Raw genomic sequence first — 16,733 nt, 5'->3', positions numbered from 1 at the left:
CAGAGACGAAATGGTGATGCCAATGGGACTGCACACTGCCGGTACAACGGTGTCAGGGACGTTTCCCGTCGCACCGACTGTGTCCCGGAGCTATGCCTGGCTGGTGTTCGCCCTCGGTTTTGGGCTTCTGCTGTCCGACTACATGTCGCGACAGGTCCTCAACGCGGTTTTTCCTCTGCTGAAGGCGGAATGGCTGCTCTCCGATGCCGAGTTGGGCTCTCTCAGCGGCATCGTGGCCCTGATGGTCGGTGTGCTCACTTTCCCCCTGTCGCTTCTGGCGGACCGCTGGGGCCGGGTCAAGATCTTGGTCGTCGCCGCGACGGCCTGGAGCCTGGCGACGCTGGGCTGCGCCATTTCCGCGAGCTACGGCCAGATGTTCCTGGGCCGGTTCATGGTGGGCGTCGGAGAGGCTGCCTACGGGAGTGTCGGCATCGCGGTGGTTCTCAGCGTGTTCCCCATCAACTTGCGAGCCACGCTCTCCGGAGCCTTCATGGCGGGAGGGTCGTTCGGATCCGTGCTGGGTGTGTCGGTCGGCGGTGTGATCGCCCAGGAGTATGGCTGGCGCTGGGCGTTCGGCGCGATGGGAATCCTCGGACTGATCCTGGCCGCAGTCTATGGCGTCGTGGTCACAGAGAAGAGGCTGAGCCCGGCGTCCATCCGTAACAGCGCCAAGTCCGGCGAACACGCCCCCATCCGGTCCCAATTGCCGCGACTGTTCTCCTCGGTCTCCGTGGTCTGCGCCTACATCGGCAGCGGGCTGCAGATGTTTATCGCGATGGCCCTGCTCGCGTGGATACCCAGTTTCCTCAACCGGTACTACGCCATGCCTCCTGCGAAGGCCGGCCTGGCCGCCGGAGTCTTCGCGCTGATCAGTGGCATTGGCATGATCCTCTGCGGGATCGTCGCGGACCGCCTCAGCCGGAAGGCCGCGGCCCGGAAGTGGATCGTTGCGATCGGCTGCGCGCTCGGGTCGTTCGTGCTGCTGATGGCGGGATTCCACCTGCCGGCCGGCCCGCTGCAACTCGTGCTGATCGCGGCGGGGACCCTGGTGGCCGGCGGCACAGCCGGTCCGGCGGCCGCCATGGTGGCAGATCTGACCCCCGCCGCCATCGCGGCGACGGCCTTCGCCACCCTGACCCTGGCCAACAGCCTGCTCGGGCTGGCTCCCGGACCCGCGGTGACGGGCATGCTCGCGGACCACCTGGGCCTGCTCGGCGCACTGCGGGTGATTCCGCTCGTCGCGCTCGCGGGCGGCGTGGCCTTCACCATCGGCAAGTTCTCCTACGAAAGAGATCTGCGCCGCCTGGGGCTGCTCCCCGACCTGGCGCTCAAGATCCCGGAGTTGCAGTCATGAGTCTCAGCGCACTGCCGACGGTCGTCATGGTCCCCGGGCTGCGCGATCACGTGCCGGACCACTGGCAGACGGTCCTCGCCACCAAGATCGCCGACGCCCGAACCGTTCCCCCGCTGGAGAAGGACAGGCTGAGCCGCGACGCCCAGGTTGCCGCACTGGACGAGGTCCTGTCCGATATTTCCGGCCCCGTCCTACTGGTCGCCCACAGCGCAGGGGTGATGACCACCGTGCACTGGGCGCAACGACACCGGCGTCCGGTCAAGGGGGCGCTGCTGGCGACGCCGCCCGACTTCGTCACCCCGCTGCCGGACGGCTATCCCACCCCGGTAGCGCTGCGCGAAAACGGCTGGACGCCGACGCCGCGGACGCCCCTGCCCTTCCCCAGCATCGTCGCAGCGAGCACGAACGACCCCCTGGCCGCTGCCGATCGCGTCGCTGATCTCGCCCGGGTGTGGGGGAGCCGCCTCGTGGACCTCGGCCCGGTCGGTCACCTCAACCCCGCCTCGGGCTACGGCGCATGGCCCCGGGCGGAGGAGTTCGTGCGCGAACTCGGCCGAGCCTCGTCCGACATGTCCGCGTGACCGGCGACGACCTTGTCTCACGGCTCCCTCCTGCCCACGCCGGGCAGGAGGGAGCCGTGAGCCGCAGAGCGCCCCTTGTCCACCAGCTGGATGGTGTGGAACTTCATGGTCGGCGGCCTGCTGCACGGCGCCACGATCGTCCTGTACGACGGCAGCCCCACAAACAGCGACATCAACGGCGTCTGGAAGGTCGCCGCACAGACGCGCGCGACGATGGTCGGCGTGGGAGCGGCCTACCTGGTCGCCGCAGAGAAAGCGGATGCACACCCAGCAGATCGGATCGATCTGAGCGCTCTGCGGTCCATCCTGCAGACCGGCTCATCGCTTCCCGGCAGCACGTGGCGTTGGGTTTACGACCGTCTCGCCCCCGACGCCCGGCTGCAGTCGATCTGTGGAGGGACCGATGTCTGCTCGATCCTCGCGAGGGCTCCCCGCTCCTCCCGGTGCGGGTCGGCCGGATGCAGTGTCCCGAGCTCGGCGTCGCCATCGCCGCCTGGGACGGCTCCGGGCAGCCGCTTGTCGGGGCACAGGGGGAGCTGGTGGTGTCGGCACCGCTTCCCACGATGCCGTTGCACTTCGTCAACGACCTGGAGATCCAGCGCTGTCTGGCGAGTTGCTTCGATGTCTATCCCGGTGTCTGGCGGCACGGCGATTGGGTCGCGGTCGAACCGGACCTGTCGGTGGTTGCGGTCGAAGCGGCCGGCGAGCCGGTCCAGGAAGTGGCACATCGCCTCGGCGGTGAATGCTTTGGTGAAGACCATGAAGTGCATCCGGCCCTTGGTGCTGATCGCCGATATCCGGCCCCGACGCGCCCGCCGGACGGTGCACGGCCGTTACGTCGGCGCCGCCCGGTCTTCTCGTTGATGCCGACGATCCGGCACGCCTCTTTGCTGCTCACACCCTGCCGCATGAGCTGAAGGCAGGGGCGCCGTGCCTCGGACAAGGCACGGCGCTCCTGAATGACGGACCGGTCCTGGATCTTGAAGTCCATCGCATCCCCTCAACTGGGGTGTTGCGACAACCACTGGAACTCATGCCCCCGGGCCCCGGGCCTCCAGCAGCTCCTGTCGGGCCGCGTGGAGCGGAGCCTGCCACGCCAATCACCTGACCGCTCAGAGCTCGACGGGCAGGTGGCGGGGGCCTCGCAGCATGGCGTTGCGCCGGTAGGGGGGCGGGTCCTGGACGAGGTGCGCGGTGCCGAGGCGGGGGATCAGCGCGCCCAGGGCGATCTGGGCTTCGATGCGGGCGAGCGGTGCGCCGTAGCAGAGGTGGATGCCGCTGCCGAAGCCGAGGTGCTGGTTGTCCGGCCGGGTGGGGTCGAACACGTCGGGGTCGCGGAATCGCTTGGGGTCACGGTTGCCTGAGGCGAGCGCGAGCACCAGAGGTGAGCCCTTGGGAATGGTGGTGCCGGCGACGTCCATGTCGGCGAGGGGGAACCGCTCTCGCATGTGGACCGGGGGCTCGTAGCGCAGCAGCTCCTCCACCGCGCTCGGCAGCAGGTCGGGGTGACGGCGCAGCCGGTCCAGTTGGTCGGGCAGGCGCAGCAGGGTGAGCACCCCGTTGGTGATGAGGTTGACCGTGGTTTCGTGTCCCGCGATGAGCAGCAGCACGGCGGTGGCGGCGAGTTCCTCGCGGGTGAGCGGTCCGGCCGGGTCGTCGTCGTTGACGTATGCGGAGAGCATGTCGTCGCCGGGCCGGCCGCGGCGGCGCTCGGCGAGGTCCACGAGGTAGTCGCCCATCTCGGCCAGCGCCTGCCGGCCTGCCCGCAGGCGCTCGGTGGCCTCCTCGCCCGGTCTGATGTCGGCGGATTCGACAATCGTGTCCGACCATCCCCGGAAGAGCGGCTCGTCCTCGCGCGGCACACCGAGCAGCCGGCAGATGACGGTGACGGGCAGCGGGTAGGCGAAGTCGTCGACGACGTCGATCTGCCGGCGGTCCTGGAGCGCCTCGAACAGTTCCTCGGTGATCCGGGCGATCTCGCCTCGCATGGCGTCGACCCGGCCCGGGCTGTGCGGCGGACCGAAGGGCCGCATCGCCAGGCTGCGCAGTCGCTGATGCTCGGGGTCGTCGAGCCGGAGGAAGGGCGGCCGCAGCTCCTCCTCGGACAGCTGGCTGCGCGGGACGCTGCGGTTGCGAGGGTCCGCGCTGATGCGCGGGTCGTGCAGCAGGGCGGCGATTTCGTGATACGTGCCGACCAGGTAGCTGCCGTCCGTCTGCCGTGCCACCCCCGCCTCACGGAGTTCCGCGTACAACGGGTAGGGGTCGGGTCGGTTGGCGTAGTCGGTGATCCGTTCCAGCAGCGTGTCGGCGGTCATGCGGTTGGGCTCCTCGTGGACGGGCGGGACGGTGGGTCAGCCGGTGTGCCGCACCGTGATGAGCCGGCGGTCCGGCAGGTAACCGGTGAGTGCGACGGTGGGGCCGTGCGAGAGCAGCTGCGGGTCCGGTACGTCGGAGGGGATCGCAATGTCGGCTGCCGTCGCACGGTCGGCCGCGCCGGGCGCAGGGGGGAACGGGGCCGCTGTCTCGATCAGGCCCTCGTAGTACTCAAGCCATTTGGCCATGTTGACGGTGACGGCGGCCGTGATGCGGCCCCGGTAGCCGTAGACCATCGCCAGACGGCGCTCGTCGAGCGAGCCCTGGGCGATGACCACCTGGTCGGAGAAGGTGGGGACGCCCACGGACTTGATGTTGAGTCCGAACTGACTCGACCAGAACACCGGGACCGTGAGGTGCGGGCGCCGCAGTACTCCAGGGTTGATCATGTTGTGGGCCGCCACCCGGGCCTGCGCGACCGCGTTGCCCCAGTGCTCCAGGGAGAGCATCTGGTACTCGAAGAGCGGGTGCGGGAAGCGGGCCACGTCGCCCGCCACGAAGACGTCGTCGGTGACGATCCCGTACATGCTGAAGGCGCGGCACCCGGCGTCGCAGGCGACCCCGCGCGGGCCGGCCGCGAGCCCGGAGTCCGCCAGCCACTCGGTGTTGCGGACCGCCCCCAGCGCCACGACGCACAGGTCCGCGTCGACGCGACTGCCGTCGGACAGGTCCGCGCCGGTGAACCGGCCGTTGCCGCGCAGCGCGGTGACCGTCACACCGCAGCGCAGGTCCACACCGTGGGCTCGCTGCATGCCCGCCGCGAGTTTCGACAGCGTTCCTCCGAGCGCGCCCACCAGCGGCGCGGGGCCGCGTTCGGCGACCGTGACCTCGATGCCCAGCTCCCGGCACGCCGAGGCGATCTCCGAGCCGGTGAATCCGGCGCCGATCACCAGCACCCGGCGCGGCCCGGCGGCCAGCCGCTCGGCCAGGCGGCCCGCGTCGTCGCTGGTACGCAGGGTGAACACCCCGTCCAGTGCGGCCTCCGCCGGGTTGGGCCAGGGACGCGCCCGGGTCCCGGTGGCGATCAGCAGCCGGTCGTACGGCAGCGGTTCCCCGTCAGCCAGCATCACCTGCTTCCTGACCGGGTCCAGCCCCGTAGCACGCACTCCGAGCCGCCACTCCGCTTCCGGGTCCCGCCCGACCGGCAGACCGGTGGAGTCCGCCGCCACCCGGCCGAGCAGCACCTGTTTCGACAGCGGAGGTCTGTCGTAGGGCGGATGGGGCTCGTCCCCGACCACGGTCAGTGGTCCGGTGAAGCCTTCCTCCCGCAGCGTCTCGGCGGCCCGCAGCCCGGCCAGCGACGCGCCGACGATGACGATCCGGCCCTCCCACAGGTCACCGGACATCGACGCTCACCTCCTCACCCAGCCGGATGGCCTGGACCGGGCACGCGGCCGCGGCCTGGCGCACGCGTTCGAGCTGGTCATCGGGGACGGCCGGGTCGTACAGCAGCGCCTCCTCCCCGTGCAGCTCGAACACGTCCGGCGCGAGGAATACGCACTGCGCGTACCCCTGGCAGCGGGTGAGGTCTACGACGATCCGCATTCCGAGCCACTCCTTCCATCGCCCCCGGTGTCCGGTTCCTTCCTACCGCCGTGCGGGGACAGGCGCTCGCGCGGTTACTCCGTCGGGTTGCGGTACGGCGCAGTGGTCCTGCGCGGCACCTTCGCGCCGGGTCGCCCGGACGAACGGCTTCGTCGGCCGCCCGGTGCGAGGGGAGCCGGGGTCCGCGGCAGAGATCCTCGGCCCGGCGCCGAGGGTGAACGCTCGGTCCGATTCAAGCCGTCGAGGGCGAGCCCGGCCTTCCGGCGTTCCGCACAGAGCCGGGCGACCCGCTCGGCGGGAGCCTGCCCGGGGTCGAGCAGAGCGGTGATCGGCCCGGCCGGGCTCGGTGCGGGGCTCGCCATGTGCGGGGAGGAGGGTGGCCCCGGCCCCGGTGACGCGGATCCGGTCGCCCTGGGCCTGGCGGGCTGCCGGCGCCGTGTCCGGCCGATTCGATGCAATCGCCCCTATACGCTGCTTATGTGAACTGTTCGGGTCGATTCTGGCGTCGTGCGGGCAGCGGTCTCGGGGAGCAGTTGGTGCGTCTGGCGCCCCTGGCACTGACCGCCGTCATCACCGTGCTGGCCTTCGTGACTCCCAGTGGTCTCTACTTCAGCCGCTTTCTCTCGCTCGCCCCCGCGTTCGCCGCCTCGGTGTGGCCAGTGGCCGGAACGGTGGCCATCGGTGGGCTCGCGGGGGCCATCGACGTAGTGATCGTTCTGACCATCGGCAATCCGGGCGAGAGCTCGCACACACACCTGTTCACCCTCGCGGTGATCGCGGGCGCCACCGCCGCGGCCGCCTGCGCCAGCTATGTGCGCCAGCAGCGGGAGCAGACCCTCGCCGACGTCCGCTCCGTCGCCGAGACGACCCAGAAAGTCCTGCTGCGCCCCATGCCGCACCGCCTCGGCAGGCTGGACATCGAGGCTCTGTACCTGGCCGCCGCGGCGCAGGCCCGCGTCGGCGGCGACTTCTACGAAGCACTGGAGACAGCCCACGGCGTCCGCCTGATCATCGGAGACGTGCGCGGCAAGGGCCTCCCTGCGGTCGGCATGGCCTCAGCGATCCTCGGCTGCTTCCGGGAAGCCGCGTACGACGAGCCGGACCTGGCACGGCTGGCACGCCGACTGGACGTCAGCACGAGCCGCTACACCGCGCTGCGGCCCGGCGACCGGATGGAGTACTTCGCCACGGCCCTGCTGGTCGAGGTCCCCGACGGCGGGTCGGCCGTCGGGACCGTGAACTGCGGACACCCTCCTCCGCTGCTGCTTCGCGCGGGAACGGTCCGCGAGGTCACCCCCACGGCTCCCTCGCCACCCATCAACATGGGTGCGCTGGTCGGGGAGGACTACCGCATCGACACCTTCTCCTTCGCCGCCGAGGATCAGCTGCTGCTCTACACCGACGGCGTCACCGAGACCCGCGACCACACCGGTGCGTTCTTCCCGCTGGTGCAGCACGCGGGACAGTGGGACGCGGACTCCCCGTCCCGGCTGCTCGGGCAGTTGCACAGCGACCTGGTCCGCTACAGCCACGGCCGTCTCGACGACGACATCGCGGCCATCGCCGTCCGTGCGGTGGCCGGCACGGCGTCGGACGGGGTGTGATGCGGGCCGGACGGTCGTTCACGCAGCCCGCCGCACAGGATCGTAGAAGGCCCCCCGGCCGCAGTGAGCAGGAACCGGCGAACCGACAGTGCTGACGGACGATCTACTCCGCAGACTTCCGCTCCCGACCAGCGTGAGCACCCACAAGACCGTCACACCAGCCCTTTGGCCTCTGGCTTCAAGTTGGCGGAGGCTCAGTGGACCCAGCCATTACCCAGCGCTCGGTGCCACGGCCAATGCGTCGATCTCGACCCGGAAGTCCGGGTGAACCAGGCCGGCGACCCTCACCAAGGAGCAGGCGGGCGGGTGTTCTGCGTCCTGGTATTCGTCTCGCACTTTACGGAACGCGCCCAGATCGTCCAGATCGGTCAGGTAAACGGTCAGTTTGACTACGTGCTCCAGGCTGGAGCCCGCTGCCTCCAGCGCGGTGGTCAGATTCGCGTAGACCTGCCGGACCTGGGCCTCAGCGTCCTTTTTACCGACCGGATTGCCGTCGCCGTCCATCGGAACCTGCCCCGAGACGGCGACCATCGCTCCGGTGAAGGCGACCGCGTGGCTGTAGCCGTTGACGGGCGGTGAACCGTTGGGACGTATGAAGTGCTCCATGGCGCCGATCATGCCACGCCCCCTTTCCGAGACGGAGAGTCGAGAATCGCGCTGGTCATTTGTGAGGTGTGCCAGGCATGCGGTGTGCGGGTCGGCGACCGCCGTGGCGCGGGCAGCGAACGGCACTGGCCGCGAGGGCGGCGGGCGCGGGGGTGCGTGGGACGGAGCCGTTCCACGCACCCCCGCGCTTCTCCCAGGACGTCCTCAGACCCGGCTGCCCAGCCACTCGTGGACCGCGAGTGCGGTGGTACGGGCGTGTTCCTCCAGCATGGTGAAGTGGTCCCCGGGCACGGTGACCTCGGCGTGCGGCAGGCCCCAGTCCGGGGCGGGTTCGGCGCCGGGCAGCAGGTCCCGGGCTCGTACGTACAAGGTGGGACAGGCGAGCGGCGCGGGTTTCCAGTCACTGAAGAGCTCGAAGTATCCGGCCATGGCGGTGAGCCGGTCGGGCTCGGCAGAGGCGAATTCCGCCGCCCGGCGCAGCATGTCCGAGGTCATCGCGGAGAGCGCCTGACCCCGGTCGCCGTGACCGGGGGGATGGGTGTCCACCAGGACGACGGCCGCCGGGGCGGCACCCTCGGACTCCAGACGCTCGGCCACGGCATGGGCCACCCAGCCACCGGCCGACCGCCCCAGCAGTACCGGGGGGCCTTCGACCGCGGCTGCGCGGACGGCGGCGGCCTGGGCGGTGACAAGGGCGTCCAGTGTGGCGGGCAGAGCCTCTCGGGGCTCGAACCCCGGGTGCCGCACCGCGGAAACCGGCCGCAGCCCCCGCAGCCCGGCACCGAGGCGCGCGTACTCCTGCGGTCCGGACAGCGCGCTGAGCGCGGGGGAGCAGACCAGCCGGGCCCCCGTGCCGCCCGCCGCGAGCACGACGGGTACGTGCGTCGCACCGGGCGCCCCGTCCCTGTCGAAAACCGGGCGCAGGCGCGCGGCGACGGTGATGAGCACCATGCCGTCCCAGCTCTGTCCCCGGGCGCATGCGGTACGAAAGAGCGCGCCCAGGGAATCCGGAGCTTCCCCGGCGTGCGGTGCGTCGGCGGCCTGTACCCGGGCGTCCGGCGGAGTGCCCGCCCCTGGACCGCCCCCCGCGCCGTCGTCCGCCGGTCGCCCCGGAGAGCCGGCCGCCTCGGGCCGTACCGGGCCGGCGGACGCGGCGCCCACAGGAGGTGCCTCGGCGGCATACCGCCGCGTCAGTTCGGCGGCGAGCGCGCGCGGCGTCGGGAAGTCGAACAGCAGCGTGGACGGCAGTGCCAGCCCCGTCCACTCCGCGAGCTCATTGCGCAGATCGACCGCGGCCAGGGAGTCCAGCCCCAGGTCCGCCAGCAGGGTGTCCTCGTCGATCTCGCTCGCCTCCTCCCGGTGGCCCAGGACGCGGGCCGCCAGGATCCGGACCTTGGTGAGCAGCACCCCGCCCTGCTCGTCGGGGCGAGCAGCCGCCGGCGCCCGGCCGAGTGGGTCCCCGTCCGCGTCGGCACCAGGCGTTCGGAGCCTGTTCGCCGCCGGGTCGCCGCCGCGGAGAGCAGCCGGGGCGAGGCGGGCCGCCACCACCACAGGTTCGTCACCGGCCACCGCGGCGTCGAAGAGGACCAGGCCCTCTTCCGGCCCGAGCGGGCCGAACCCGGAGCGGGCCATCCGCTGCCGATCCGCGTCGCCGAGGTGCGCCATCATGCCGTCGTTCTGCCGCCAGGGGCCCCAGACGATCGACGTACCGGGCAGTCCGAGCCGCCCGCGGTGCCGTGCCAAGGCATCGAGCACGCAGTTGGCCGCGGCGTAGTTGGCCTGGCCGGCGGAGCCGAAGGTACCCGCCACCGAGGAGAACAGCGCGAACACGGCCAAGTCGTGTCCCAAGGTCAGTTCGTGCAGAGCGAGAGCGGCATCCGCCTTGGGGCGCAGTACCCGGCGCAGACGGTCGGTGGTGAGCGCCGCGACGACGCCGTCGTCCAGCACTCCCGCGGTGTGCACCACACCGGTCAGCGGGTGGGCCGCCGGTACCACGTCGAGCAGGGCGGCGAGCGCGGTCCGGTCCGCGACGTCACAGGCGTGAACGGTCACCCGGGCGCCCGCCTCACGCAGTTCCGCGACGAGTTCCCGGGCCCCTGGAGCGTCCGGCCCGCGTCGGCCGGCGAGCAGCAGATGCCGGACGCCGTGGGTGGTGACCAGGTGCCGCGCCACCAGCATGCCCAGGGAACCGGTGCCGCCGGTGACCAGGACGGTGCCCTCCGGGTCGAGCGGCCGCCGCTTCCGCGGCTTCGGTGCCGCCGTGGCCAGTGGCACCAGCTTCGGCACGTACGCCGTCCCCCGACGTACGGCTGCCTCCGGTACCGAGGCGGTCAGCAGGGCGGGCAGGGCACTCCAGGAGTCGGGGTGTTCGTCCACGTCGATCAGGGCGAAGCGGCCCGGGTTCTCCCGCAGGGCCGAGCGGACCAGTCCCCACACCGGTGTGTGCAACGGTACGGACGCTGTTTCGCCGGATCGGCCGTCATTCCCGCGACCGGCGCCGTCCGCAGGGAAACCGTCGTCGGCCGAAGTGACGGCGCCGGACGTCACGAGGACGAGACGGGAGCGGGACAGGTGCGGTTCGGCGAGCCACTCCTGCACGAGCCTCAGCGCCCAGTCCGCTGCCCGCAGCACCCCGGCAGCTTGGTCCCGCGCGCCGCCGGTCGTGTCGGGCGGCGGCGGGCACGGTGCCACGACGACGGCCGACGACGCGTCGCACGCCGCCGGGCCGGGGTACACCGGGACGACGGAACCCGGGGGCACGAGGGCGTCCACCAGCCGTGTGCCCGCCGTGCCCAGAACCCCCCAGCGGGGCATCGCCGCAGGTGCGGGCGGCTCGGTCAACGGCACCCAGTCCGTCCGGTGGAGAGCACCGGTGACTGCGTCCGTCGTCGCCGATCCGGTACGCGGAAGGGGCCGGAGCGTCAGCGAACGGACCGTCGCCACCGGTGAGCCCGTCCCATCGGTCAGCTCCACTCCGGCCCGCCCGTCGGGCCCGGGGGTCACCCGTACCCGCAAGCGCTCTACGCGGGTGGTGTGCACGCGCACTCCGCTGAAGGCGAACGGCAGGGACAACCCGTCGGCTGCCGGACCGGCTGTCCCGGAACCGTTCGTGCCAAGGCTGTCCAGGGCCAGGGCGTGCAGCGCCGCGTCGAGCAGTGCGGGATGCAGGACGAAGTCCGGGCCGTCCGCCTCCGGGCGCGGGGCCCGGGCCGCTTCGGGCAGCGCGACGTCGGCGTACAGCTCCTCCCCGTGCCTCCAGGCGGCGCGCATGCCCTGGAAGGCGGGGCCGTAACGCAGCCCGTCGGCGGCCAGCCGCTCGTACGGTCCGGTCCCCGGATCGTCGGCATGCACCGGCGTCGCCGCCTCCGGCGGCCAGGACACGTGCGGCCGGGGCGCGCCGCCGGTCTCGACGGCGGCCGCTTTCCGGTCCGCGGGCGGCTGCGCCGGCGAAAGAGTGCCGACGGCGTTCCGGAGCCAGGGCTGGTCACTCGCCGGAGTGTGCGGCCGGGAGTGGAAGAGCACGGTCCGCCGTCCCGCGTCGTCCGCCCCCGCCACCTTCACCTGCAAGGCGACGGCACCGTCCGAGGGCAAGGGCAGCGGCGCGGTCAGGACGAGCTCGTCCAGGACGGCCGCGCTCACCAACTCGCCGGCGTGGAGGGCCATTTCGACGAAGGCGGTCGCCGGTAGCAAGATCTCCCCAGCCACCACATGGTCGGCAAGCCACGGCTGGTCGCGCACCGAGAGCAACCCGCTCAGCAGCAACCCGTCGTCGTCGGCCGTGCGGGTGTCCGACCGCAGGAACGGATGAGTGGGCTCGGCCGTCGGGGACACGGGCGGATTCCCTGGGGCGGACTCCAGCCAGTACCGGCGGCGCTGGAAGGCGTACGTGGGCAGTGCGACGCGCCGCCCGCCGCGCCCGGCGAAGACGGCCCGCCAGTCGACGGGCACGCCGTGGGCGTGCAGCGCGGCCAGCGTGTCGAGCAGGGCGTCCGCTTCCGGCCGCGTCCCGCGCAGTGTCGGCAGGACCAGCGGTGCCGGGCCCCGCTTGCCGCCGCCCGCTTCGCCCGTGTCCGGGTCGGCCGGGGCCGGTCCGGACGAGGCGAGGCAATCTCGTACCAGGCCGGTGAGCACCCCGTCCGGCCCCAGTTCGACGTAGTGTGCCGCGCCTCGCTCACCCAGGTGCGCCACCGAATCGGCGAAGCGGACCGGACGGCGGACATGGTCCACCCAGAACTCCGGTGTGCACAGTTCCTCGTCGGTGGCCGCCCGGCCCGGCACGGCGGTGATCAGAGGCAGCCGCGGCGCGGCGAACGACAGACGCCGGACCACGTCCGCGAAGTCGGCCAGCACGGGCTCCATCCGAGCGGAGTGGAAGGCATGGCCGACCCGCAGCGGCGTCGCCGAACGGCCCCGCGTCCGGAAGTACGCGGCGGCCTCCCACACCGCGGCCTCGTCGCCCGAGACGACCACCGAGGCGGGCCCGTTGACCGCGGCGATCTCCACCGCACCCCCGGTCTCGGCGAGGTGGGCGGCCACCTCGTCCGCCCCGGCGGCCACAGCCACCATCGCGCCGCCCGGAGGCAGCGCGTCCATCAGCCGGCCCCGGGCCGCCACCAGTGTGCACGCGTCCGCGAGGGACAACACCCCGGCGACATGTGCCGCCGTCACCTCGCCCACCGAGTGCCCGGCCACCAGGCCGGGGCGTACCCCCCAGGCCTCGAACTGCCGGAACAAGGCCGTCTCCAGGGCGAAGAGCGCCGGCTGCGCGAACCGGGTCGTATGCAGCAGCGCGCCCGACTCCGTACCGGGCCCGGCGAACATGACGTCCCGCAGGGGCACCGGCAGCAGTGTGTCGAGCAGGGCACAGCACTCGTCCAACGAACTGGCGAAGGCCGGATGCAGATCCCGCGACTCGTACAGTTCACGGCCCATGCCGACACGCTGGCTGCCCTGACCGGTGAACAGCAGGGCCGGCGGGCCGTGGTGGCGGGACGTGCCCGTGTGCACTCCGGGCCGGTCGCCACCCTCCGCCACGGCCCGCAGGGAGCCGAGCAGCTCGGCACGGTCCCGGGCCACCACCACGGCCCGGTGCTCGAAGGCCGCACGCGTGGTGGTGAGCGAGTAGCCGATGTCCACCGGGGCCGCATCAGGGGCGGCGACCGCATGGTCGTACAACCGTCGTGCCTGGTCCCGCAGCCCCGGCATGCTCCTGGCCGACACCGGAAAGGCCACCGCGGCCGGTCCGGGGCGTGTCGCACCTTCCAGCACCGCCCCGGGCCCGACGCGGCTGCTTGCGGTCCCGCCGTCCGCCACGACGTACGGCGGTGCGGCCTCCCCGTGGCCCGGGGCCTCTTCGAGCACCACATGGGCGTTGGTGCCGCTGATGCCGAACGAGGACACCCCCGCCCGTCGCTGACGGTCCGTCGCAGGCCACTCCACCATGCGGGTCAGCAGCGCGATCCGCCCCGTCGACCAGTCGACACGGGGGGTCGGCTCGTCGGCATGCAGCGTACGCGGCAGCACGCCGTGCCGCATCGCCTGCACCATTTTGATCACGCCGGCCACTCCGGCGGCGGCCTGGGTGTGACCGATGTTCGACTTCACCGAGCCCAGCCGGAGGGGACGCTGCCGCGCCTGGCGCCCGTACGTCGCGAAGAAGGCCTCCGCCTCGATGACATCCCCCAGCCGGGTGCCGGTGCCGTGCGCCTCCACCGCGTCGATGTCCCCGGGATTCAGCCCCGCGTCCGCGAGTGCCTGCCGGATCACCCGCTGCTGCGCCGGTCCGTGCGGTGCGGTCAGCCCGTTGCTCGCCCCGTCCTGGTTCACCGCCGAACCGCGCACCACGGCCAGTACCGGAAGTCCGGCGCGGCGCGCCTCGGACCACCGGCTCAGCAGCAGCATTCCGGCGCCCTCGGCCCACCCCGTGCCGTCGGCCGACGCGCCGAACGCCTTGCAGCGGCCGTCCGGAGCCAGCGCCCGCTGGCGACTGAACTCCACGAACGACGAGGGCCCCGACATCACCGTGGCGCCGCCGGCCAACGCGAAGGCACACTCACCCCGGCGCAGCGCCTGGGCCGCCAGGTGCAGGGCCACCAGGGACGAGGAACACGCCGTGTCCACGGTGAGGGCCGGGCCTTCGAGACCGAAGGTGTAGGCGATACGACCCGAGGCGACGCTTCCGGCGTTGCCGAGGCCGAGGTAGCCCTCGACATGCTCGGGCGTCCTTGTCAGGTGGCGGGCGTAGTCGCTGTACATCAGCCCGACGTACACCCCGGTCGCCGAGCCGCGCAGGGTGCCGGGGACGAGACCGGCGTGCTCGAAGGCATCCCACGCCACTTCGAGCAGCAGCCGGTGCTGCGGGTCCATGGCCAGCGCCTCGCGGGGAGAGATGCCGAAGAAGCCGGGGTCGAAGCGGTCCACACCCGAGAGGAAACCGCCCTCGCGCACATACGTCCGTCCGGGCCGCCCGGGGTCCGGGTCGTACAGCGCCCGGGTGTCCCAGCCCCGGTCGGTGGGGAAGGGACCGATGGCGTCCCTCCCGTCCGCCACCAGCCGCCACAGTTCCTCGGGAGACGTCACGTCTCCGGGATAGCGGCATGCCATCCCCACGATCACCACGGGGTCGTCGTCCGACCGGGCCGCACCCCGGTTCATGGGCCCGGCACCGGCCGGCGCGGCGGCGTTCCGTGCCCCGAGGTGGGCGGCGAGCGCGGCGACCGTGGGAAAGTCGAAGGCGACGGCCTCGGAGAGCGGCAGGCCGGTGACCGCCGACAAGCGCTCCCGCAGCACCGTCGCCGTCAGGGAGTCCATACCCAGGTCCCGCAGTGCCGTGTTCGGCTCCACCGCCTGAGCCGCACAGCCGAGCACGGCCGCCACCTCGTTCCGCACCAGGGTCAGCAAGCCCTCCGACGGCTTCCCGGTGGTCTCCGCGCCCAGCGCCCGCGCCGGCCGGCCGGCGAGGTCCCGTCGCAGGGTCTTCCCGGAGGTGGTACGGGGAATCTCCGTCACCTCGAACAGCTCGACGGGTACCTTGAAGCCGGACAGTTCCGCACGGCAGGCGGCGAGGATGCGCCCCCTGTCCAGCACGCCGCCATCGGGCTCGGGGACCAGGTAGCCGACCGGCACCTCGCCGAAGACGGGGTGCGGGCGTCCGGCCACGGCGGCGTCCGCCACCCCCGGCAGCCGCCGCAGCACCGCCTCCACCTCCGAGGGGTGGATGTTCACCCCGCCCCGAATGATCAGATCACTCGCTCTGCCGGTGACCGCCAGTCCACCGAAGGCATCGATCCTGGCCAGGTCACCCGTGCGGAACCAGCCATCGCGCAGTACCTCCGCAGTGGCTTCCGGCCTGCCGTGGTAACCGGCCATCACACCGGGCCCGTTGACCCACAACTCGCCCTCGCCCGTGTCCCGGCCGTCGGGGCCCCCGCCGACCCGGACCCGGGTGCCGGGAAGCACCCGGCCGCACGCCCCGGACGTCGTCGCCTCGCCCGGCGCCGGCATGGTGACCGGGCCCGCCTCCGTGCTGCCGTAGTGCTCCAGATAGGGGGCACGGCAGATCGCCTCGAAGGACTCGCGGAACCCGGGCCCCGCCGCGGCGCCAGCACTGACGCAACCCCGCAGCGCGGGGGCGCCGAGACCGCCGCCGTCCTTGCCGCTCTCCTCGCCCCGGACCGCGTCGAGCAGCGCCGAATACGTGGTGGGGACCCCGCCGAGCAGGGTGAACGAGGTTTCGCCACGACGCAGTTCGCCGAGCACCCCGGCCACCGAGAACCGGGGCAGCAGCATCGCGCTCGCCCCCACCGCGGTCACCCCGAGGAAGCACACGATCTGGCTCATCGCGTGATGGAGGGGCAACGGCCACAGCACCCGGTCCCGTTCGGACAGGCCCAGGACGCCGACGAGGCCCGTCGCGACCGGCGCGAGGCGGTTTCGCTGGGTGGACAGGACGCCCTTGGGCACGCCGGAGGATCCCGAGGTGTAGAGCAGCCAGGCCACTTCGTCCAGTGCGAGATCGTCCCGGGCCGGCGTCCGCGGCTCCGTACCCGCCAACTCCTCGTACCGCAGAACGCCGCCCGCGACCGCGGCGGGCCGGCCCCCGGTTGCGCCGGCCCCGTCCGTCGGCTCCTCGAAGTCCGCGCACCAAGGCGAGTTCCCGTCCCCGTCCTCGGCGCCGCCTTCGGCCACCACCACGGTCAGCCCGGGTCGCGACGGCAGCGTTCGCCGCCGCGTCAGGCAGGCGCCATCGGTGATGAGCACCCGTGCCCCGCTGTCGTCCAGCAAGCGGGTCAGCTCCTCCTCCGAGGTCCCCGGGTCCAGAGGTACCCCCACGCCGCTCGCCCGGGTGACGGCGAGCAGGCTCTCGACCGCCTCGACACGGTTGCCGAGCAGCACGGCCACCCGGTCACCGCGCGCCAGGCCGAGTTCTGCCAGGTGACCGGCCAGCCGTGCGGTTCTCCTTTCCAGCTCCAGGTAGGTCACACGCCTGAGCCGGTGCTGGAAACAGACCTTGTCCCCGAGGCGCCGGGCGTGGTCCCCGAGCAGTTCCGGCAGTGGTTTGACGATGTCGGCGTGCGGACCCACCGCATGACCTCCTTGAGACGACCTGTCGTTGAGGACGACGGCACGGTTCACCGGGTTGCCTCCTGGCGGTGGCCGCACCGCTGTGGG

General features: G+C 72.3%; 9 protein-coding genes and 1 pseudogene. 5 read left to right on the top strand and 5 right to left on the bottom strand.

Annotation, left to right across the window (positions count from 1 at the left end; all coding sequences use genetic code 11):
* The first annotated feature begins 103 nt into the window (after nt 1-103).
* The 4 genes and pseudogenes from ACZ68L_RS33925 (at nt 104) to ACZ68L_RS33910 (ending at nt 2,852) form a co-directional block, all read left to right on the top strand.
* Entirely contained in the window at nt 104-1,354 is a 1,251-nt protein-coding gene (locus ACZ68L_RS33925) for an MFS transporter (RefSeq protein WP_469584886.1), read from the top strand.
* Entirely contained in the window at nt 1,351-1,935 is a 585-nt protein-coding gene (locus ACZ68L_RS33920; protein ID WP_469584884.1) for an RBBP9/YdeN family alpha/beta hydrolase, read from the top strand. The genes ACZ68L_RS33925 and ACZ68L_RS33920 overlap by 4 nt, the downstream gene beginning before the upstream one ends.
* Before the next feature lie 90 nt (nt 1,936-2,025).
* Nucleotides 2,026-2,349: pseudogene (locus ACZ68L_RS33915) on the top strand (AMP-binding protein); the annotation flags it as partial.
* A 29-nt stretch (nt 2,350-2,378) separates the two neighbouring features.
* On the top strand, nt 2,379-2,852 hold the full coding sequence (locus ACZ68L_RS33910; protein WP_469585017.1) for a hypothetical protein: 474 nt from the start codon (nt 2,379-2,381) through the stop codon (nt 2,850-2,852).
* Between the two features lie 195 nt (nt 2,853-3,047).
* Here the strand turns inward: ACZ68L_RS33910 and ACZ68L_RS33905 are convergent, their stop codons facing one another.
* Genes ACZ68L_RS33905 through ACZ68L_RS33895 form a run of 3 tightly spaced genes read right to left on the bottom strand, consistent with a single transcriptional unit; the run spans nt 3,048 to nt 5,853 of the window.
* Entirely contained in the window at nt 3,048-4,250 is a 1,203-nt protein-coding gene (locus ACZ68L_RS33905) for a cytochrome P450 (protein ID WP_469584881.1), read from the bottom strand.
* Between the two features lie 36 nt (nt 4,251-4,286).
* The gene (locus ACZ68L_RS33900) at nt 4,287-5,654 is read right to left on the bottom strand and encodes an NAD(P)/FAD-dependent oxidoreductase (protein WP_469584878.1); all 1,368 of its coding nucleotides are present in this window, start codon (nt 5,652-5,654) and stop codon (nt 4,287-4,289) included.
* A complete protein-coding gene (locus ACZ68L_RS33895; protein ID WP_469584875.1) occupies nt 5,644-5,853 on the bottom strand; it encodes a ferredoxin in 210 nt (69 codons plus the stop codon). Before ACZ68L_RS33895 ends, ACZ68L_RS33900 begins: the two co-directional genes overlap by 11 nt.
* A gap of 536 nt (nt 5,854-6,389) precedes the next feature.
* On the opposite strand from ACZ68L_RS33895, the gene ACZ68L_RS33890 reads away from it, so the two are divergent.
* Nucleotides 6,390-7,457 (top strand): PP2C family protein-serine/threonine phosphatase, encoded by a 1,068-nt coding sequence (locus ACZ68L_RS33890; protein WP_469584872.1) that lies wholly within the window; start codon nt 6,390-6,392, stop codon nt 7,455-7,457.
* Nucleotides 7,458-7,667: 210 nt separating this feature from the next.
* On the opposite strand, the gene ACZ68L_RS33885 is transcribed toward ACZ68L_RS33890, so the two are convergent.
* Complete coding sequence (locus ACZ68L_RS33885; RefSeq protein ID WP_469584868.1) at nt 7,668-8,075, bottom strand: RidA family protein; 408 nt, start codon at nt 8,073-8,075, stop codon at nt 7,668-7,670.
* 192 nt (nt 8,076-8,267) lie between these two features.
* On the bottom strand, nt 8,268-16,646 hold the full coding sequence (locus ACZ68L_RS33880; protein ID WP_469584866.1) for a type I polyketide synthase: 8,379 nt from the start codon (nt 16,644-16,646) through the stop codon (nt 8,268-8,270).
* Nucleotides 16,647-16,733: the final 87 nt, after the last annotated feature.

This window comes from Streptomyces sp. NPDC104309, from assembly GCF_055584025.1.
Note: the sequence above shows the minus strand (reverse complement) of the source record. Positions and strands in the feature narration are given on the sequence as shown.